The organism is Amycolatopsis sp. A133, assembly GCF_031082405.1.
In the GTDB taxonomy this organism is placed as follows: Bacteria; Actinomycetota; Actinomycetes; order Mycobacteriales; family Pseudonocardiaceae; genus Amycolatopsis.
This window is the reverse complement of record NZ_JAVHJU010000051.1, coordinates 202928-221894: the sequence shown is the minus strand read 5'-3', so window position 1 is coordinate 221894 and position 18967 is coordinate 202928. Positions and strand designations below refer to the sequence as shown.

Sequence of the window (18967 nt, the reverse complement as noted above, 5' to 3'; positions counted from 1 at the left end):
GACCTCGACCGTGCGGCCCACCCCGTCAGCCGACAGCCGAGCGGGCAGGGCCGACGAGGTTGCCGGGACCTGTCGCCGGACGTCAGGAAAGAGTCGTTCAGTACTCGTACGGGTCCTTCGGGGCCGGGACCGTCGTCACCGAGGCCGGGGTGAAGTCCGGGGTGAAGCTGTTGTCCTTCGTCGCCGTGCCGGGGACCACCTGGCCCGTCACCTGGATCCAGGCGTCGCTCGCCAGGTGGTCGGCTTCGCCGCCGCGGAGGCGGACCGTCACCGGGAACGCGTCCGCCGCGCAGCAGCTGATCACCAGGCGGGCCAGCAGGGTGCTGCCTTCGGTGTGCACCACGAAACCCGTCAGGGAAACCGTGCGCCCGTCGAGCGTGCCCGCCGCGTCCCAGCCCGCGCGGCTGACGAACTCGTTCACCGTCAACGGCACCACCGTCCCCGCCGGCAGCGGCGGGAACGCCGCCGCGTTGGCCGCCGCCGCGCTCGCCGGGACCCGGGCCTCCGTGCGGATCACCGAGTCCGCGCCCAGTGCCGGCGGGGCGACCAGGAACACCGCCAGCACCGGCACCAGCAGCAGCCACGCCGGCCGGGCCGAGTGCGAGTGGCCGTCGTGGTCGAGCGACGCGGCGGCCCGCGCCGCCACGAGGTCGCGGACGATCGCGACCCCGCCCAGCAGCACCATCACCACGCCGCCCGCGATGATCCACGGCTGCTGCGCCGGTTTGACGTACCGCAGGTAGTCGCCGTTGACCGCGATCTTGATCAGCGCACCGCCGAGCAGGATCAGCAGGATGTTCTGGGTTTCCCGTTTCATACGACCCCCACCAGGAATCCGGCCCCGATCGCGCAGGCCACCGCCACCACGAACGTCACCGGCGCGAACCGCACCGCGAACGACTTCCCGAACGTGCCCGCCTGCAACGCGAACAGCTTGACGTCGATCGCCGGGCCGACGACCAGGAACACCAGTTTCGGCAGCAGCGGCAACGCCGTCAGCGACGCCGCGACGAACGCGTCCGCCTCGCTGCACAGCGCCAGCACCACCGCGAGCACCGCCATGACCACCACGCCGAGCACGAGCTGGTCGCCCAGCACCCCGAACCACTTCGCCGGCACGAGCACGTTGAGCGCCGAGGAGATCAGCGCCCCCAGCACCAGGAAACCGCCCGCCTCGACCAGGTCCGTCCGGGCGGTCTCGGCGAACACCCGCCACCGCTGCCCGCCCGCCACGTCCGGGAGACGCCGGAGCGCACGCGAAGCGATCCACTCGAGCTTGCCCCAGCGGGCCCACAGCCAGCCCATCACCATCGCCGTGGCGAGCGAACCGGCAAACCGCGCCAGCACCATCTCCGGCTTGCCGGGGAACGCGACCGCGGTTGCCACCAGCACCACGGGGTTCACCGCCGGCGCCGCGAGCAGGAACGTCAGCGCCGCGGCCGGGGCCACGCCCTGCCCCATCAGCCGCCGCGCCACCGGCACCGATGCGCATTCGCACCCCGGCAGCGCGACCCCGGCCAGCCCGGCGACGCCGACGGCCGCACCGGCCCGCCGCGGCAGCACCTTCTCCAGCACACGCGCGGGCACGAACGCGGCGATGGCCCCGCTGATCAGCACGCCCAGCACGAGGAACGGCAGGGCCTGCACGCAGACGGCGACGAACACGGTCGAGCCGGTGCGCAACGCGGGCACGTCGAACACCTGCTGCAGCCGGCCTTGGGCGAGGATCGCGATCAGCAGGATCGCGCACAGCACTTCGACCGAGCTGATCCGGAACCGGCGCGTGCGCCGGCCGGGCTCGGCCTCGGTGTCGGAAACGATGTTCACGACGGCGATGATGCCAGGACCGTCCGGCACGACGGCACCCGCACGGGCCGCGAACGGAGGATCACGGTCCGTTTCGGGCCCTTATCCTCCGTTCGCGGCGGAAATCCACCCCGGACGGGTCAGTCGCCGGGCACGATTCCGGGCAGATCGGTCCGCAGCTGCGAAGCCGTCGACACGACCAGCATCAGCAACGTTCCGAGCGCCGGGGCGTCCAGGCCGGCCGCCGGGAACGCGTACCGCAGCGTGACGTCCGCCCCGTTGTCCGAGTGCCCGATCCCGAGCGTCCCGAACAGCCCCTGTCCCGCCCGCTCGGCCACGGCGATCGACAGTTCCGGCGCGTCCGCCAGGTCCCAGCCGACCACGCACGTCAAGGTGAGCACCGTGAGGCCCTCACCGAGCCGGGTCGCCTGGATCACGCACGGGACGCCGCCGTGGGAGAACGTCAGCGCACCGTCGTCGTCGACGTGGACCTCGAGGTACCGCTCCAGGGCCTCCCGAGCCCGCGTCAGCAGCTCCGCCGTCTCGACCGCTTCGGTGGCGCTCACGAAGAAGCCGCCTGGTCGACAGCGGCGCCGAAGCGGCGATCGCGCTTCGCGAATTCCAGGCAGGCCCGCCACAGGTGGGTGCGGTCGAAGTCCGGGAACAGCGTGTCCTGGTAGACCATCTCGGCGTAAGCCGACTGCCACAGCAGGAAGTTCGACGTCCGCTGCTCGCCGGAGGGACGCAGGAACAGGTCCACGTCCGGCATGTCCGGCTGGTACAGGTACTTGCCGATGGTCTTCTCGTTGACCTTGTCGGGGTTGAGCTTGCCGTCGGCGACGTCGCGGGCGATCCTCTGCATCGCGTCACCCAGCTCGGCGCGGCCGCCGTAGTTGACGCACATGGTCATGTTCAGCGCCGTGTTGTGCTTGGTCTTCTCCTCGGCCGCCTGCAGCTCCTTGATCACCGACGCCCACAGCTTCGGCCGCCGCCCCGCCCAGCGGATGCGGACGCCGATCGAGCCGAGGTAGTCGACCTGGCGGCGGATGGTGTCGCGGTTGAAGCCCATCAGGAACCGCACCTCTTCGGGGCTGCGCTTCCAGTTCTCGGTCGAGAACGCGTACACCGAGAGCCACTTGACCCCCAGCTCGACCGCCCCGCTGGCGACGTCGATCATCACCGCTTCACCGCGCTTGTGGCCTTCGATCCGCGGCAGGCCGCGCTGGTTGGCCCAGCGGCCGTTGCCGTCCATGACCAGCGCAACGTGCTTCGGGACCAGCTCGCGCGGGATCTCCGGCGGCTTCGCGCCCGACGGGTGCGGATCCGGGGCCCGCAGCTCGGATCGCGACGCCTTGTTCTCGCGTCCCCTGCGCAGCACTGCGAGCCTCCCTGGATGGGTGAAACCGGTCAGGCCCGACCCTACTGCCCGGACACCACCTATCTTTCGGGGGTTCGGGTGGCGGAGCCCCCGGCCCGGGGCGGAGCCCCGGATATCACCGCCGACTCCCGGGCACGTCGCTCGACCAGGGGCAGGGACCGGAGCTGGCGCTCCAGGTGCCACTGCAGGTGCGCCGCGACCAGGCCGCTCGCGTCGCGGCGGGTGCCGGGCAGGGTCGACTCGGCCATCGTCCACTCGCCGTGCAGCAAGGCCGTGAGCAGATCCAGGACCTCGGGCGCGGGGTGCACGGAACCCGGGACGCGGCAGTCCTGGCACATCGAGCCGCCGGCGGGGACGCTGAACGCGACGTGCGGGCCGGGCAGGCCGCAGCGGGCGCACTCGGTGAGCGCGGGCGCCCAGCCGGCGTAGGACATCGCGCGGAGGAAGAACGCGTCGAGCACGAGCGACGCGTCCCGCTCCCCGGCGGCGAGGGACCGCAGCGCGCCCACGACGAGGAGGTACAGCTTGAGCACCGGCTCGCCCTCTTCGGCCGAGAGCCGGTCCGCGGTTTCGGCGATCGCGCTGGCCGCGGTGTAGCGCTGGTAGTCGGCGACCAGCGGCAGCTGGAACGCGTCCACGGTCTCGACCTGGGTGATGACGTCGAGCGTCCGTCCGGTGTAGAACTGCACGTCGACGTGGCCGAACGGCTCCAGCCGGGCTCCGAAGCGGGACGACGTCCGCCGCACGCCTTTCGCGACGGCGCGGATCTTGCCGTGCCGCCGGCTCAGCAGGGTGATGATCCGGTCGGCTTCGCCCAGCTTGTGCGTGCGCAACACCACCCCGGTGTCGCGGTAGAGGTTCACCACCCCGACATCGTCCCACTTCGGGGCGACGCCGGGGTGGACCGGGCCTCAGGAGGCGCTGTAGACCAGCAGCGGAACGATGAACAGGAACAGCGAAAGGACGCAGAAGAAGCCGCCCAGGATGGTGGAGACGAGGCAGAGCGTCTTGGTCGTCCGCGACGCCTGCTCCGCCATCATGTAGTTGCCCTGCATCTTGTACGTGCCGACCTCGTTGGACTTCATGATCGCGAAGATCCCGAGGATGAGGCCGCCGAGGAAGAGCGAAGCGATCGCCCAGCCCTTGTAGTCCTTGATCTGGTGGATGTCGCCACTACCGGGCATGCCGTAGCCGGGGGCGCCGAAGCCGCCGGTGGGCGGCTGGCCGTAGGGCGCGGGCTGACCGTACGGCGCGGGCTGGCCGTACGGCGCCGGCTGACCGTAGGGCGCGGGCATGCCGCCGGACGGCGGGCCGTAGCCGGGCTGCTGCGGCTGCTGGCCGTAGGGCTGCTGCTGCCCGTAGGGATTGGTCATGAACTTCTACCCCAACTATGAGTGAACTTCCGCCGGGCGACTCCGGCGGTGTGCGGACGGAGCGGGTCAGCGCTGGTCGTTCGGCGGCTGCCCGAACTGGCCCGGCTGGATCTTCTGGGTCGCCTCGGGCTCGCCCTGGGCGTCCGGACGCAGCATCTGCGTGCGCTCGGCCTGCTCGTCGAAGGCGTTCCCGCCTTCCGAGCCCGGGCGGAGCATCTGCGTGCGCTCCGCCTGCTCGTCGAAGGCGCCGCCACCCGGCGGCGGGGCGAGCGGCTGGCCCGGCTGCTGCCCGAAGCCACCCGGCTGCGGGGGCTGCGCGAAACCGCCGGAGGACGGCGGCTGGCCGAACGCGCCCGGCTGCGGCTGGCCGAAGCCACCCGGCGCGGGCTGCTGCTCGAAACCGCCCGACTGCGGCTGCTGGGGGAAGCCACCGGACGCGGGCTGCTGCGGGAAACCACCGGACGGCTGGCCGAACGGACCCGGCTGGCCCGGCTGCTGTCCCGGCGGCGGGAAGCCGCCGGCGAACGGCTGCGCACCGGGCTGCCCCATGCCCTGCTGGCCGAACGGCGCGGCCGCGTCGTCGGCGTTGACGACGACGGTGCCGATGATCTTGTCGGACAGCGTCTGGTTCTTGTCGTCCCACAGCGGCCACAGCCAGCCGACGTAGCAGATGACGTTGTCGACGAAGTGGGCGAGATCGCGCACGAACGCCATGCCGGGGCCGACCGGCTGCCCGGTTTCCTCGCGGACGAGCTTGATCTTCGCGACGCGCTTGCCGATCGACTGCCCGGTGTTGCCCTGCAGGATCCACCGGTTGTAGACGCACCAGCCGATCCAGGCGAGCCCGCCGATCAAGGCCAGCACCCCGCCGGCTTCGCCTTCGTTCACCGAGACGGGGATGACGATCGCGTACAGCAGGACGATGGGTCCGAAGTCGACGAGCCAGCCGAGGGCGCGCTGGCCCCAGCTCGCGTAGTTCCGCGGCGGGCCGAAGGGGTTGCCCTGCTGGCCGAACGGCGCCGGCTGCCCGAACGGCGCCTGCTGCCCGTAGGGCGCGGGCTGCCCGAACGGCGCCTGCCCCGGCTGCGGCTGCCCGAACGGCTGCTGGCCACCGGGCTGCTGCCCGAAGGACGGCTGCCCGTAGGGATCGGTCATTGGGTCTCCCCCTCGCTGGTCACTCCACCGCACGCCCCGTGCGGAACCGTCCCAGGTGTACGGCGCGGTCCGCGGGAGCGTACTCGGTTCACCTTCGGCCACGCCGCCCAGGCTTCAGCTGTCCGGGTGAACCGCACGCCGGTCCGACGCGGGGTGTGACGACCCGGTTCCGGTCCGCCGGAAATCAGACCCGCAGTCCCGTGAACGGGGCGAACGGCAGGTTGCGGACGACGAACCAGACGACGAACACGATCGAAAACAGCAGGGGTGTCCACCGCCAGTGGAGCCAGCTGTTCATCGCCCGGCCGCGCAGCCGCCCGAGGGTCCACGCGACGGTGCTCCACACCATCAGCAGCACGACGACGAACGACACGGCGTTGTAGTGCAGGGCCGCGGGGATGTCGCCGTGCATCAGGCTGTACGCCATCCGCATGCCGCCGCAGCCCGGGCAGTCGATGCCGAGCAGTGCCTTCGTCGGGCAGATGGGCAGGAACCCGCCCGGGGTGGTCGGGTCGCCGACCCAGACGGCCACGCAGCACGCGCCGAGCCCGGCGACGACCGCGAGCGGCGGGGCGAGCGCCCGCAGCTTCTCCCGGGCGCCGCGGGCGGGAATTCCCGTGTAGACGGTCGGCGCGGTCACGGCCGCCATCCCGTCGAGAAGACGCCGATCCCCGCCAGCACGACGAAGAAGAGCACGTAGAGCAGCAGGAGGATCCCGACCGAGATGGCCGACCACATCGCCCACTTGCGGGCGTCGGCCGCGGCCTTCTGCGCCTCGGCGTGGAAGCCCTGGAACCACAGCGTGTGCACCTGGTTGGCCTTGACGATCGCGACGATGCCCAGGGGCAGGCAGCACAGCACGGTGCTCAGGATGGCCCACACGAGGTTGTTTTCCGGTGGCGGCCCGTAGTTCGGCGGCGGGTAGCCGTAGCCGTAACCCGGCCCGCCCGGGGGCGGGTACGGCGGCGGGTACTGGTCGGTCACCGGGATCCTCCTGCTGCTGCGCTACGTCAGTTTTGCGGCGTGGTCGTGCCGAACGTGAAAACACCCGCGATCATCAGGATGATCCACAGCACGATCCACACGACGCCGACGACCGCCGAGATGATTGCCCACTTCTTGGCCGAGTTGGCGGCCTCCTGCGCGGCAGCCGTCTGGCCCTGCGCCCACAGGCCGTTCACCTTCGCAGCCTGCACGATCGACACGACGCCGAACGGGAGGCAGCACAGGATCGTGGTCAGGATGGCCCACACGAGGTTGTTGCTCGGGGGCGGGCCCGGCTGGTAGCCACCCGGCTGCCCGCCGGGGTAGTTGGACTGCCCGCCGGGCTGGTTCGGCTGGTCGCCGGGGTAGTTGGGCATGCCCTGGCTGTCGCTCATGATCGGTTGTTCCCCTTCGTCGTGCTCCACGGACGACCACCGGATCCGCTGCCGCCCCGACCGGCTGCGGTGTGGTCGAAGCCGCGACTGTAGGGGGCGAGATCATCGCGCGCCCCGCGTTTCGTCCCGCCGCGACCGAATCGAGACCAGGAATTCCGCCGCCGCTCCCCTGGCGGCGAAGACGCAGGTCAGAAACCGAGCCGCCGTAACTGACGGGGGTCGCGCTGCCACTCCTTGGCCACCTTGATGTGCAGGTCGAGGTAGACCTTCGAGCCGAGCAGCGCCTCGATGTTCTTGCGAGCGGTGGCGCCGACCTCCCGCAGCCGTTCGCCCTTGTGCCCCAGGATGATCCCCTTCTGGCTGGGCCGTTCCACGAACAGGAACGCGTGCACGTCGATGAGGTCGTCGCGGCCTTCGCGGGGCAGCATTTCCTCGACGGTGACGGCGATCGAGTGCGGCAGCTCGTCGCGGACGCCCTCGAGCGCCGCCTCGCGGATCAGCTCGGCGACCAGCGTCTGCTCGGGCTCGTCGGTGAGCTCGCCGCCGGGGTAGAGCTGCGGGCCCTCGGGCAGCCGCTGGACCAGCAGGTCGGTGAGGGTGCCGACCTGGAACCCGTCCACCGCGGACACCGGGACGAGCTCGGCGAAGCCCATCACTTCCTGCAGCGCGAGCAGCTGCTCGGCGACCTGCTGGGGCTGGACGAGGTCGGTTTTGGTGACGATGCCGATGACCGGCGTCCGCTTGGCGATCTTTTCGAGTTCGGCGGCGATGAACTTGTCGCCGGGCCCGATCTTCTCGTTCGCCGGCACGCAGAAGCCGACGACGTCCACTTCGGACCACGTGGTGTGCACGATGTCGTTGAGCCGCTCGCCGAGCAGGGTGCGCGGGCGGTGCAGGCCGGGTGTGTCGATGAGGACGAGCTGGGCGTCCTCGCGGTGGACGATCCCGCGGATCGCGTGCCGGGTGGTCTGCGGCTTGCTGGAGGTGATCGCGACCTTGGTGCCGACGAGGGCGTTGGTCAGCGTGGACTTGCCGGCGTTGGGGCGGCCGACGAAGCAGGCGAAGCCGGAACGGTGCTCGGTCATCGCTTGCGCACCTCGAGCACCGTGCCGTCGGGAGCGGCGAGGATGATCGGCGCGTACTTCGCGATGTCGCGCACGGCCTGCACGGACGCGCCCTTGAGCAGTCCCTCTTCGCTGACGACGGCGGCGGCTTCGATGCCTTCGGCGCCGCTGGACAGCGCCGCGGCGACCGCGGCCTGCAACGCGGTGAGCTTGAACGACGGCTGGTCGACCGTGCCCGCCGCGTAGGTGCGGCCGTCGCTGTCGCGGACCGCGGCGCCTTCGGGGGCCTGGATGCGGGCGCGCGAGGACCGGGCGAGGACGACCAGCTTCTGGTCCTCCGCCTCGAGGTCAGGCATGTTCGACGCTCCTGTCGCGTTCGTCGGGGTGGGGCAGGCGCGTGCGGCGGCGCGTCCGGTCGACGGGGTCCGTCATCGCTTCGGCGTCGGCCGGGTGCACGACCACGGAGGTGATCCGCATGCGGCCGCGCCGGTCCTTGCCCCCTTCGGCGAACAGCCGAAGGCCGGCGACCTCGGCTTCGGCCCCCGGCAGCGGGACCCTACCCAGTCGTTCCGCGAGCAGTCCGCCCACGGTCTCCACGTCGTGGTCTTCGAGGTCGATGCCGAACAGGTCGCCCAGGTCGTCGACGCTCATCCGGGACGAGACGCGGACGGCGCCGTCGTCGAGCTCCTCGACCTCGGGGCGCTCGTCGGCGTCGGACTCGTCGGTGATCTCGCCGACGATCTCTTCGAGGACGTCTTCGATGGTGAGCAGGCCGGCGGTACCGCCGTACTCGTCGACGGCGATCGCCATGTGGTTGTGCGAGCGCTGCATTTCCTTGAGCAGCTCGTCCAGCCGCTTCGAGTCGGGGACGAAGGAGGCCGGGTTCATCACGGTTTCGACGACGGTGCTCGGCCCGCCGGGGTCGAGGTAGCCGGTCATGAGGTCCTTGATGTTGACGACGCCGACGATGTCGTCGACGGACTCGTCGATCACCGGCAGCCGGGTGAACCCGGTGCGCAGGGCCAGCGCCAGTGCCTGCCGGACGGTCTTGGTGCGCTCGATCCAGACGATCTCGGTGCGCGGCACCATGACCTCGCGGGCGACGGTGTCACCGAGCTCGAACACCGAGTGGATCATCTCGCGTTCGGAGTCCTCGACGACGCCGCGTTCCTGCGCCATGTCGACGAGCTCGCGCAGCTCGACCTCGGAGGTGAACGGGCCTTCGCGGAAGCCCTGGCCGGGGGTGATGGCGTTACCGATGAGGATGAGCAGCCGGGACAGCGGGCCGAGGACCGAGCCGAGGACGCGGACGGGCCCGGCGACGTAGCGGCCGATGCGGTAGGGGTGCTGGCGGCCGAGGGTGCGCGGGCCGACGCCGATGAGGACGTAGCTGACGACGACCATGACGACCGCGGCGACCAGCACGGCGAGGCCCAGCGGCGCCAGGCGGGTGCCCACGAACACCGTGACGAGCACGGTGGCGGTGAGCTCGCAGCCGAGGCGGAGCAGGAGCAGCAGGTTGATGTGCCGGCGGCGCTCGGCGACGACGGCGGCGAGGTGGCGGGCGCCGGGCAGCCCGAGCCGGGCGAGACCGTCGGCCCGGGCTTGTGACACGGTGCTGATCGCGGCGTCGGCCGCCGCGAACACGCCCGCCAGGAGGACGAGCGCGATCGCGAAGAGGAGCTGTTCCATGGCTGGCGCCTAGGGCGTTTCCCCGGCGGGTGGTTCGGCGGCGGGGGCGTCGAGCCCCGCGATGCCGAGGACGCGGTCGTCGGTGTTGCGCTGGGCGTCCCGCTTCTCCAGTGCGGCGACGGCGTCCTGGTACTCGCCGAGGATGCGCTTCTGGAGGGCGAACATCTCGCGTTCCTCGGCGGGTTCGGCGTGGTCGTAGCCGAGGAGGTGGAGCACGCCGTGCACGGTGAGCAGGTGCAGCTCGTCGATCAGGGCGTGGCCCGCGGTCTTGGCCTGGTCCTTGGCGAACGCCGGGCAGAGCACGATGTCCCCGAGCAGCGCCGGCGACGCGTCGGGCGCGTCGGGGCGGCGGGAGGAGTCGAGCTCGTCCATGGGGAAGGCCATGACGTCGGTGGGGCCCGGGAGGTCCATCCAGCGTTCGTGGAGGTCTTCCATGACGTCGAGGGTGACGAGGAGGATGGACAGCTCGGCGAGCGGGCTGACCTCCATCTTGTCGAGGGCGTAGCGGGCGGCCGAGACGATGGACGTCTCGTCGACGTCGACGCCGGACTCGTTGGCGATCTCGATGCTCAACGCCGGTTGCCCTTCCAGCCGTCGTTCTGCTGGGCGTCCTGCACGGCCTGCCACTTCTCGTAGGCGTCGACGATGTTCGCGACGAGCCGGTGCCGGACGACGTCCTGGCTGGTCAGCTCGGCGAAGTGCAGGTCTTCGACGCCGGTGAGGATGTCCCGGACGACACGCAGGCCGCTGCGCTGCCCGCTGGGCAGGTCGACCTGGGTGATGTCGCCGGTGACGACGATCTTGGACCCGAAGCCGAGCCGGGTGAGGAACATCTTCATCTGCTCGGGCGTGGTGTTCTGGGCCTCGTCGAGGATGATGAAGGCGTCATTCAACGTCCGGCCGCGCATGTAGGCGAGCGGCGCGATCTCGATGGTGCCGGCCTGCATGAGCCGCGGAATCGACTCCGGCTCGACCATGTCGTGCAGCGCGTCGTACAGGGGCCGCAGGTAGGGGTCGATCTTCTCGTTGAGCGTGCCCGGGAGGTACCCGAGCCGCTCGCCGGCCTCGACGGCCGGGCGGGTGAGCACGATCCGCGTGACCTGCTTGGCCTGCAGCGCCTGGACGGCCTTCGCCATGGCCAGGTACGTCTTGCCCGTGCCGGCGGGGCCGATGCCGAAGACGACGGTGTGCTTGTCGATGGCGTCGACGTAGCGCTTCTGGTTCAGCGTCTTGGGCCGGATGGTCTTGCCGCGGCGGGAGACGATGTTGAGGCTGAGGACTTCGGCCGGGGAAGCGTCGCCGGTGGAGAGCATGCCGACGGTGCGGCGGACGGTGTCGGGTCCGACCTGCTGGCCGCCGGTGGCGAGCTGCACGAGCTCGGCGAAGACGCGTTCGGCGAACGCGACGTCGGCGGGGGTGCCGGTCAGGGTGACCTCGTTGCCGCGCACGTGCACGTCGGCGGCGAGGAGTTCCTCGGCGACGCGCAGGTTCTCGTCGCGGGAGCCGAGCAGGCTGAGGGCGGCGGCGTCGGGGATGGGGAACCGGGACTGGGCCGCCTGGGCGGCGGCGTCCTCGGTCTTGGGGACGTCCCCGGGGACGTCGGGTCGGGCGGCTCCACCCGGTACGGTTCCGGCCACGTGGCCTCGGCCCTGCTTTCTCGGTGAGGGACTACGGACCCCACCGATGCTACTGGCACACCCCGGCCGGACGCAGGCAGGTTTCCCTAGTCCTGCTCCGGAGCCCCGAACAACCCCAGCGGCTCCCCGCCGAGAACGTGGGCGTGGACGTGGAAGACGGTCTGCCCGGCATCCCCATCGGTGTTGAAGACCACCCGGTACCCGCTCTCGACGATCCCCTCGAGCTCGGCAACCTTGCGGCAGGTGCGAACAACATCACTGAGCAGCTGCGGATCGGCGGCAGCGAGCTCCCCGACGTTCCGGTACCGCTTCCGGGGCACAACAAGGACGTGCACCCGAGCCTGCGGCCGAACATCCCGGAAGGCAAAGGTGCTGTCATCCTGATAAACAACGTCGGCAGGAATCTCCCCACCGACGATCCGTTCGAAGAGGGTATCGGCATCGGTTTCGCTCATAAGAGCACCCTATCGACCCAACTGCATCCACTCCCACCCAACGGCGAAGGCCGAAGGCCAAAGCCCGCAACACGCTGTCACAACCGGCAGAGAAGCGAACGTCGCGGGGGTCCGGGGCTCGCCCCGGCTGGGGGTCTGGGGGTTTGACCCCCAGAAGACAAGGACGAAACCAAACCGCGCATCGCCAGCGAGCGAAGCGAGCTGAGAGATGCCGCGGTGGCGGTGAAGCCTGGGGGTCGCCTCACCGCGACCGCGGCGGCCGCCGGACCGAGGGGGGAGGTGCCCGGCGGAGTCTGTGTCTTCCCAGTGGCGCGTCTGAAACTTTGAGTGGCGCGTTAATAAACGAGAGTAACGGGTCGGAGCGTGATCGCGCCATAACTGGGCGCAAAATTCGCCCGGTTTTTTGGGTGCTCTACTGCCAACGGGTGGTGAGCGCACCAAGCGCGCCCAACGCAACCGCCGCGGCGGTTGAGGTCCGCAGAACCGTCGTCCCGAGCCGGACGGCTCGCGCCCCTGCGTCGCGAAGCGCGCGAAGTTCCTCGTCGGTGACCCCGCCCTCCGGCCCCACGACCAGGAGAACATCCCCGGTATCGGGCAGCCGCAGGTCGGTGAGCCGGTCCGGAACATCCGACTCCAGCACGACGGCCAGCGACATTGTCGCCACGAGCCCGGCGAGCTCGCCCGTGGTGACGGGCTCGGTGACCTCGGGAACGTGCGCCCGTCGCGCCTGCTTGGCCGCTGCCCGCGCCGTGGCGCGCCACCGCCCGAGCGCCTTCTCCCCGCGGCCCCCGTCTTCCCACTTCGCGACGCTCCGGGCCGCCCGCCACGGAACGATCGCGTCGACCCCGGCCTCGGTGGCGAGCTCCACCGCGAGTTCCCCGCGGTCGCCCTTGGCCAGCGCCTGCGCGACCAGGACCCGCAGGGCCGGCGGCTCCTCGGTCCAATACGACTCGACCGACAGCGTCACCAACGCGTCCCGGCCGGCCTGGACGCCTTCGACGACACACCGGGCCATCGCACCGGCGCCGTCGGACAGGACCAGCCGCTCGCCCGTGCGCAGGCGGCGGACGGTGGCCGCGTGCCGGGCTTCCTCCCCGTCGAGGACCGTGCGGCCCGAAGCCGGGACCGAGGCGGCGAGGAAGACCGGCAGGGTGGTGTCGGGCACGGTCAGCGGTGGTTCTTGGCGCGGAGCTTCGAGAACAGCCCGCCGTGCTTGGTGCCGTTGGACGCCAGCGTCGGGACCTCTTCGCCGCGCTGCTGGGCCAGCTCGACGAGCAGCTCGCGCTGGGCGTCGTCGAGCTTGGTCGGGACCACGACGTCGATGTGGACGTGCAGGTCGCCGCGGCCGTCGACGCGGCCGGAGGACCGCAGCCGCGGCATGCCCTTGCCGGTGAGGACGAGCTCGGCGTTGGGCTGGGTGCCCGGTTCGACGTCGAGTTCGTAGTCGCCGTCGACCAGCGTCGAGATCGGCACCGTGGCGCCGAGTGCGGCGGTGGTCATCGGGATGCGGAAGTTGCAGTGCAGGTCGTGGCCCTGCCGGACGAAGACCTCGTGCGGGGTCTCGTCGATCTCGACGTACAGGTCGCCCGCCGGGCCGCCGCCGGGGCCGACCTCGCCCTGGCCGGACAGCCGGATGCGCATGCCGTCGCCGACGCCCGGCGGGATCTTCGCGGTGACGTTGCGGCGGGCGCGGATGCGGCCGTCGCCGCCGCACTGGCGGCAGGGGTCGGGGATGACCTCGCCGAAGCCGCGGCAGACCGGGCAGGGCCGGGCGGTGACGACCTGGCCGAGGAACGACCGCTGGACGGACTGGACCTCGCCGGCCCCGCCGCAGGTGTCGCAGGTCTTGACCGAGGTGCCCTCGCTGGTGCCCGCACCGCGGCAGAGATCGCAGACGATGGCCGTGTCGACGGCGATTTCCTTGTCGACGCCGGTCGCGCACTCCTCGAGGGTGAGGCCGAGGCGGATGAGCGCGTCGGAGCCGGGCTGGACGCGGCTGCGGGGGCCGCGCCCCCGGCCGCCGCCGCCACCGGCCCCGCCGAAGAAGGCGTCCATGATGTCGCCGAGGCCGCCGAAGCCGGCGAACGGGTCGCCGCCGCCACCGCCGCGCGCGCCGCCGTCCATCGGGTCGCCGCCGAGGTCGACGATCTTGCGCTTCTGCGGGTCCGAAAGCACCTCGTACGCCGTTGTGACCTCGGCGAACTTGTGCTGGGCGTCGTCCGACGGGTTGACGTCGGGGTGCAGCTCCCGGGCCAGCTTCCGGTACGCGCGCTTGATCTCCTGATCGCTCGCGTTCTTGGCCACCCCGAGGATGCCGTAGTAGTCCCTCGCCACCGTCTCTGCTTCTCCTTCTGCTCTGCCCGGCTCAGCGGCCGGCCAGGATCTGCCCCACGTAGTTGGCGACCGTCCGCACCGCGGCGATCGTGCCGGGGTAGTCCATCCGGGTCGGGCCGACCACCCCCATGCCGCCGAGCACCACGTCGTCGCGGCCGTAGCCGATCGAGACGACCGAGGTGCTGCGCATCTGCTCGTCTTCATTTTCCTCACCGATGCGCACGGTGATCGCACCGGGGTTGCGCGCGGCGGCCAGGAGCTTGAGCACGACGACCTGTTCCTCGAGCGCTTCGAGGACCTGGCGCAGCGAGCCGGGGAAGTCGGCGACGTTGCGCGTGAGGTTGGCGGTGCCCCCGAGCACCAGGCGTTCCTCCGGGTGTTCGGCCAGCGACTCGACCAGCACCGTGGTGATCCGGATGAGGGCGTCCCGCAGCTCGCCGGGCGACTTGTCGGGCAGCTCGGCGACGCGCGCGGCGGCCTCGTTGAGCCGCCGGCCGGACATGGCCGTGTTGAGCACGGTGCGGAGCCGGGCGACATCCTCTTCGGTGACGACGTCGCCGATGTCGACCGTGCGCTGGTCGACGCGCCCGTTGTCGGTGATCAGCACCAGCATCAGCCGCGCCGGGGTGAGCGGCACCACTTCGAGGTGGCGCACCTTGGCGTTGGTCAGCATCGGGTACTGGACGACGGCGACCTGTCGGGTCAGCTGCGCGAGCAACCGGACCGAGCGCTTGAGGACGTCGTCGAGGTCGGTGCCGCTGTCGAGGAACGTGGTGATGGCCCGGCGCTCGGCGGCGCTCAGCGGCTTGATCTCCGACAGCCGGTCGACGAAGAGGCGGTAGCCCTTGTCGGTCGGCACCCGGCCGGCACTGGTGTGCGGCTGGGTGATGTACCCCTCTTCTTCGAGCGTCGCCATGTCGTTGCGCACCGTGGCGCTCGACACACCCAGGTTGTGCCGCTCGACGATCGCCTTGGACCCGACGGGTTCCTGGTTGGACACGTAGTCGGCCACGATCGCGCGCAGCACGTCGAAGCGGCGTTCCTCCGCGTTGGCCACCGGTTCCTCACCTACCTCGCTCGCTGCTCGACCCGAGTTTACGTAAGCCTGAGCCGGTCGCGCTCAACGCGGGCATCAAGTCCTCCCCGCCTGAGCACCCTGCCGCCGGGGTCGTGAGTGGTAACGCGGGTTCTAACCCGCGTTACCACTCACGACAAGCCGCGGCAGAGGCGCTAGGGGGCGGCCGGCGTCAGCGTTCGGCCAGTGCCGGGACCGGTTCCGGAGCCGGTTCCGGGGCCCGGTTGCGCAGCAAGCCGGCCGAGGCGATCACCAAACCGCCGAGGCCGGCCGCGGCGAAACCCCACGCCGGGCTCGAGTGGTCGATCGCGAAGCCGACCACCGGGCTGCCCACGGCCAAGCCGAGCCGGGTGAACGAGTCCTGCAGGCCCATCGCCTCGCCGCGGACCCGCGGCGGGGCGATCCGGGTGACCGTCTCGGTCGTGGCCGCCAGCGTCGGCGCGCACAGCAGGTTGGTCGGGATCAGGGCCAGCATCAGCAGCCACCACGGGTGGTCCACCAGGCCCACCGGCATCACCAGCAGCGCGAGCAGCAGCATCAGCACGCCCTGCGGCAGCGACCGCTTCACCGCGCCGTGCACAACGCCGCCGACGATCGACGCCACGCACATCACCGCGATGACCAGCCCGGTCACGCCGAGCTCGCCGTTCGCGCGCAGGGCCGCCAGCGTCGCCAGTTCGGTGCCGACGAGCACGAACAACGTGCCGCCCGCGATCAGCAGCGTTCCCACCAGCCGGCCGGTGAGCCAGCTCCGCAGCGGCGGCCGGGGGCCGAGCTCCACCGCTTCGGCAGCTCCGTCCCGGATCGGCGGGTCGACCAGCCAGATCAGGAACGCCGTGCCGCCGAACAGCGCGCCGAGCGCGGTCAGCGTCCACGTCGGGGAGAACGCCGTGATGGCCGCGATCCCGGCCGCCGGGCCGATCATGAACGTCGCTTCGATCGAGATGGTGTCGAGCGAGTAGGCCGCACGGCGCTCCTCGGGCGGCACGAGCGTGGCCAGCACCTGCCGGGCCAGTGAGCCCGCCGGCACCGAAAGCACCCCGGCCGGCACCGCGACCACGGCGAGCGCCTCGAACGGCAGGTGCGGCGCGGCAACCCAGAACGCCGTCGTGCCGATCCCGCAGACCGCGACGACCGGCCGCAGCCCGTACCGGTCGAAGCAGCGGCCCAGCAGCGGCGCGCCGAGCGCCATCCCGAGGGTGACGCCACCGCCGACCAGGCCGGCGGCGCCGTAACCACGGCCGAGCCCGGTGACGACGTACAGCGTCAAGAGCACGCCGCTCATGGTCATCGGCAGGCGCGCCAGGAACATCAACGCCATCGTCGAGCGGACGTGGGGGACGGAGAGCACCCGTCGGTAGGGCTGCAGCGGCACGTCCTCGATGAGAACCCAAGGTGGTACGCGCGTGCAACATATTTCCGCGGCGGTGGCCCCCTGGCGCCCGAAAATTATGGGAGCTACTCTCATTTGGTAGTCACTACTACTTGGGGGTCACTATGACTCAAGTGCATCCACGCAGGTGGTGGGCGCTCGGTGCGCTCGCGGTGAGCCTGCTGACCATCGGCCTCGACTTGACCGTCCTGAACGTCGCCGTGCCGACGCTGGCCGTCGACCTCGGCGCGACGACCACGCAGCTGCAATGGTTCGGCAACGCCTACACGCTGGCGCTGGCCGCCCTGCTGCTGCCCGCGGGCCTGCTCGGCGACCGGTTCGGCCCGAAGAGACTGCTGCTCGGCGCACTCGCGGTGTTCGGGCTGGCGTCGCTGTGGTGCGCCTACGCCGGTTCGCCGGGCGAGCTGATCGCCGCCCGGGTCGTCCTCGGCGTCGGCGCCGCGTTCCTCATCCCGCTCTCGCTCTCGCTGCTGAACATCCTGTTCCCGCCGGAAGAGCGGGCGAAGGCGCTGACGACCTGGGTGATGGCGATGTTCGCCGGCATCCCGCTCGGGCCGCTGCTCGGCGGCTGGCTGCTCGACCACTTCGCGTGGGGCTCGGTGTTCCTCATCAACGTCCCGCTGACCGCGGTCGGCGTCGTGGCCGTGCTGTTCCTCCTGCCGCTCACGCCGGGCACCGGCGGGAGCCGGATCGACTTCACGGGTATCGCGCTCTCGGCGGCCGGGCTGGTCGCGCTCACCTACGGCTTCGTCCACGCCGGCGAGCACGGCTGGACCGATCCGGTGACGTACGGCCTGATCGCGCTGGGTGCCGCGCTGGTGGCGGTGTTCTGCTGGACGCAGACGCGGGTGGCCGCGCCCCTCACCGACCTCGCGTTGTTCCGCGAGCCGCGGTTCGTCTGGGGTGCGGTGCTGGCCACGCTGGCGTCCTTCGCGCTGATGGGCCTGTTGTTCGTGCTGCCGCAGCTGTTCCAGGCGGTGCAGGGAGCCGACGCGCTGCAGACCGGGGTGCGGCTGCTGCCGCTGATCGGCGGGATGCTGGTGTCGGCGAAACTCGCCGAGCGGCTGGTCGCCGCGCTGGGCGTGCGCGGAGTCGTCACGGGCGGGTTCGTGCTGCTCGCGGCCGGCCTGGCGTGGGGTTCGACGACGACGCCAGCGGGTGGTTACGGCGCCACCGTCGGCTGGGAGGTCGTCATCGGCCTGGGTACGGGCGCCACGCTGCCGCCGCTGATGACGATGGCGATGGGCGCGCTCACCGAAGGCCGGTCGGGAGCCGGATCGGCGCTGATCCAGGTGCTGCGCCAGGTCGGCGGCACCATCGGCGTCGCGGTGCTGGGCACGGTGCTCAACGGCGGGTACCGCGACGGCGTCGACGTCCGCGGCCTGCCCGCCCCGGTCGCCGACGCGGTGCGGGGCAGCGCCTCCGGCGCGGTCGCCGTCGCCGGGCAGCTCCACCTGCCCGCGCTCGCGGAGTCCGCGCGGGCCGCGTTCACCGGCGGCATGGCCGCGACGCTGTGGGTGTGCGCCGGCCTCGGCCTCGCCGGAGCGCTGCTCGCGCTGGTGTTCCTGCCCGGCCGGACGGCCACGGGGGCGTTGCCGCGAGAATCGGAGCATGACGTCGTCGCCGGCTGAGCCCACGGGACTGAGGGAACGGAAGAAGGCCCGGACGCGCGCCGCGATCCAGCGGCACGCGTTGCGGCTGTTCCAAGAGCAGGGCTACAGCGCCACGACGGTGGACCAGATCGCGGCCGCGGCGGAGATCTCGCCCAGCACCTTCTTCCGGTACTTCCCGACGAAGGAAGCGACGGTGCTCTACGACCCGTTCGACCCGCTGCTCATCGCGGCCGCGCTCGCGCAGCCACCCGAGCTGAGCCCGATCGGCGCGCTGCGGGCGACCATGGACACCATCCGCGAGCAGGTCCCCGCCGACGAGTGGGCGCGCGAACGCCAGCGGCAGCAGCTGGTGTTCCGCGAGCCGGAGCTGCGCAGCGCGGTGATGGACAAGTTCGCCGAGGGCATCGACCTGCTGGCCGGGCTGGCGGCGCAGCGCACCGGCCGGTCGGCGGCCGACTTCGAGGTCCGCAACTGGGCGGGCGCGGTGGTCGGCGTGGTGATGGCGGCGCTCGTCGGTGCGGCGGCGGACCCGGAGGCCGACACCTTGGTGGTCGTGGACGAAGCCGTCGCCCACCTGGATGCGGGGCTGCCGCTCTGATCGGGCGCGGCCGGG

At 71.4% G+C, this 18967-nt stretch carries 22 protein-coding genes; 2 read left to right on the top strand and 20 right to left on the bottom strand.

The genetic code is table 11. From position 1 onward, the window contains the following. Nucleotides 1-97 precede the first annotated feature (97 nt). The 20 genes from Q5425_RS31200 to Q5425_RS31105 form a co-directional block, all read right to left on the bottom strand. Nucleotides 98-817: a TIGR03943 family putative permease subunit gene (locus Q5425_RS31200; protein WP_308675910.1), complete on the bottom strand. Its 720-nt coding sequence runs from the start codon at nucleotides 815-817 to the stop codon at nucleotides 98-100. Continuing rightward, nucleotides 814-1821 carry a permease gene (locus Q5425_RS31195; protein WP_396135277.1) on the bottom strand — a complete coding sequence of 336 codons (1008 nt, stop codon included), beginning with the start codon at nucleotides 1819-1821 and terminating at the stop codon, nucleotides 814-816. Before Q5425_RS31195 ends, Q5425_RS31200 begins: the two co-directional genes overlap by 4 nt. A gap of 125 nt (nucleotides 1822-1946) precedes the next feature. Then, a complete protein-coding gene (locus tag Q5425_RS31190) occupies nucleotides 1947-2372 on the bottom strand; it encodes a hypothetical protein (protein ID WP_308675908.1) in 426 nt (141 codons plus the stop codon). Then, entirely contained in the window at nucleotides 2369-3184 is an 816-nt protein-coding gene (locus tag Q5425_RS31185; protein ID WP_308675907.1) for an isoprenyl transferase, read from the bottom strand. Before Q5425_RS31185 ends, Q5425_RS31190 begins: the two co-directional genes overlap by 4 nt. Nucleotides 3185-3243: 59 nt before the next feature. Continuing rightward, on the bottom strand, nucleotides 3244-4050 hold the full coding sequence (gene recO, locus Q5425_RS31180) for a DNA repair protein RecO (RefSeq protein WP_308675906.1): 807 nt from the start codon (nucleotides 4048-4050) through the stop codon (nucleotides 3244-3246). A 45-nt stretch (nucleotides 4051-4095) separates the two neighbouring features. After that, nucleotides 4096-4557: a CD225/dispanin family protein gene (locus Q5425_RS31175; protein ID WP_308675905.1), complete on the bottom strand. Its 462-nt coding sequence runs from the start codon at nucleotides 4555-4557 to the stop codon at nucleotides 4096-4098. 66 nt (nucleotides 4558-4623) lie between these two features. Next, nucleotides 4624-5712, bottom strand: coding sequence for an RDD family protein (locus Q5425_RS31170; protein WP_308675904.1), 1089 nt, complete (start codon nucleotides 5710-5712; stop codon nucleotides 4624-4626). Between the two features lie 184 nt (nucleotides 5713-5896). Beyond that, nucleotides 5897-6352, bottom strand: coding sequence for a DUF2752 domain-containing protein (locus Q5425_RS31165; protein WP_308675903.1), 456 nt, complete (start codon nucleotides 6350-6352; stop codon nucleotides 5897-5899). Further along, nucleotides 6349-6696, bottom strand: coding sequence for a CD225/dispanin family protein (locus Q5425_RS31160; protein ID WP_308675902.1), 348 nt, complete (start codon nucleotides 6694-6696; stop codon nucleotides 6349-6351). Before Q5425_RS31160 ends, Q5425_RS31165 begins: the two co-directional genes overlap by 4 nt. A gap of 26 nt (nucleotides 6697-6722) precedes the next feature. Further along, nucleotides 6723-7091, bottom strand: a complete 369-nt coding sequence (locus Q5425_RS31155; RefSeq protein ID WP_308675901.1) for a CD225/dispanin family protein — start codon at nucleotides 7089-7091, stop codon at nucleotides 6723-6725. 188 nt (nucleotides 7092-7279) lie between these two features. Then, nucleotides 7280-8176, bottom strand: a complete 897-nt coding sequence (era, locus tag Q5425_RS31150; RefSeq protein ID WP_308675900.1) for a GTPase Era — start codon at nucleotides 8174-8176, stop codon at nucleotides 7280-7282. Next, nucleotides 8173-8511, bottom strand: coding sequence for a cytidine deaminase (locus Q5425_RS31145; protein WP_308675899.1), 339 nt, complete (start codon nucleotides 8509-8511; stop codon nucleotides 8173-8175). The genes era and Q5425_RS31145 overlap by 4 nt, the downstream gene beginning before the upstream one ends. Beyond that, entirely contained in the window at nucleotides 8504-9847 is a 1344-nt protein-coding gene (locus Q5425_RS31140) for a hemolysin family protein (protein WP_308675898.1), read from the bottom strand. Before Q5425_RS31140 ends, Q5425_RS31145 begins: the two co-directional genes overlap by 8 nt. A 9-nt stretch (nucleotides 9848-9856) precedes the next feature. Then, nucleotides 9857-10420, bottom strand: coding sequence for an rRNA maturation RNase YbeY (gene ybeY, locus Q5425_RS31135; protein WP_308675897.1), 564 nt, complete (start codon nucleotides 10418-10420; stop codon nucleotides 9857-9859). Then, nucleotides 10417-11484, bottom strand: coding sequence for a PhoH family protein (locus Q5425_RS31130; RefSeq protein ID WP_308675896.1), 1068 nt, complete (start codon nucleotides 11482-11484; stop codon nucleotides 10417-10419). Before Q5425_RS31130 ends, ybeY begins: the two co-directional genes overlap by 4 nt. Nucleotides 11485-11570: 86 nt before the next feature. After that, a complete protein-coding gene (locus tag Q5425_RS31125; RefSeq protein WP_308675895.1) occupies nucleotides 11571-11939 on the bottom strand; it encodes a histidine triad nucleotide-binding protein in 369 nt (122 codons plus the stop codon). Nucleotides 11940-12351: 412 nt separating this feature from the next. After that, entirely contained in the window at nucleotides 12352-13104 is a 753-nt protein-coding gene (locus Q5425_RS31120) for a 16S rRNA (uracil(1498)-N(3))-methyltransferase (protein WP_308675894.1), read from the bottom strand. A 2-nt stretch (nucleotides 13105-13106) separates the two neighbouring features. Further along, a complete protein-coding gene (gene dnaJ, locus Q5425_RS31115; protein WP_308675893.1) occupies nucleotides 13107-14273 on the bottom strand; it encodes a molecular chaperone DnaJ in 1167 nt (388 codons plus the stop codon). A gap of 31 nt (nucleotides 14274-14304) precedes the next feature. Then, nucleotides 14305-15330 (bottom strand): heat-inducible transcriptional repressor HrcA, encoded by a 1026-nt coding sequence (hrcA, locus tag Q5425_RS31110; RefSeq protein WP_308675892.1) that lies wholly within the window; start codon nucleotides 15328-15330, stop codon nucleotides 14305-14307. A 190-nt stretch (nucleotides 15331-15520) separates the two neighbouring features. Beyond that, the gene (locus Q5425_RS31105; protein WP_308675961.1) at nucleotides 15521-16660 is read right to left on the bottom strand and encodes an MFS transporter; all 1140 of its coding nucleotides are present in this window, start codon (nucleotides 16658-16660) and stop codon (nucleotides 15521-15523) included. Nucleotides 16661-16854: 194 nt separating this feature from the next. Between Q5425_RS31105 and Q5425_RS31100 the strand changes: the two genes are divergently transcribed. Both Q5425_RS31100 and Q5425_RS31095 read left to right on the top strand, forming a co-directional pair. Further along, nucleotides 16855-18372 (top strand): DHA2 family efflux MFS transporter permease subunit, encoded by a 1518-nt coding sequence (locus Q5425_RS31100; protein WP_308675891.1) that lies wholly within the window; start codon nucleotides 16855-16857, stop codon nucleotides 18370-18372. Continuing rightward, nucleotides 18353-18952: a TetR family transcriptional regulator gene (locus tag Q5425_RS31095; protein ID WP_308675890.1), complete on the top strand. Its 600-nt coding sequence runs from the start codon at nucleotides 18353-18355 to the stop codon at nucleotides 18950-18952. Before Q5425_RS31100 ends, Q5425_RS31095 begins: the two co-directional genes overlap by 20 nt. Nucleotides 18953-18967 lie beyond the last annotated feature (15 nt).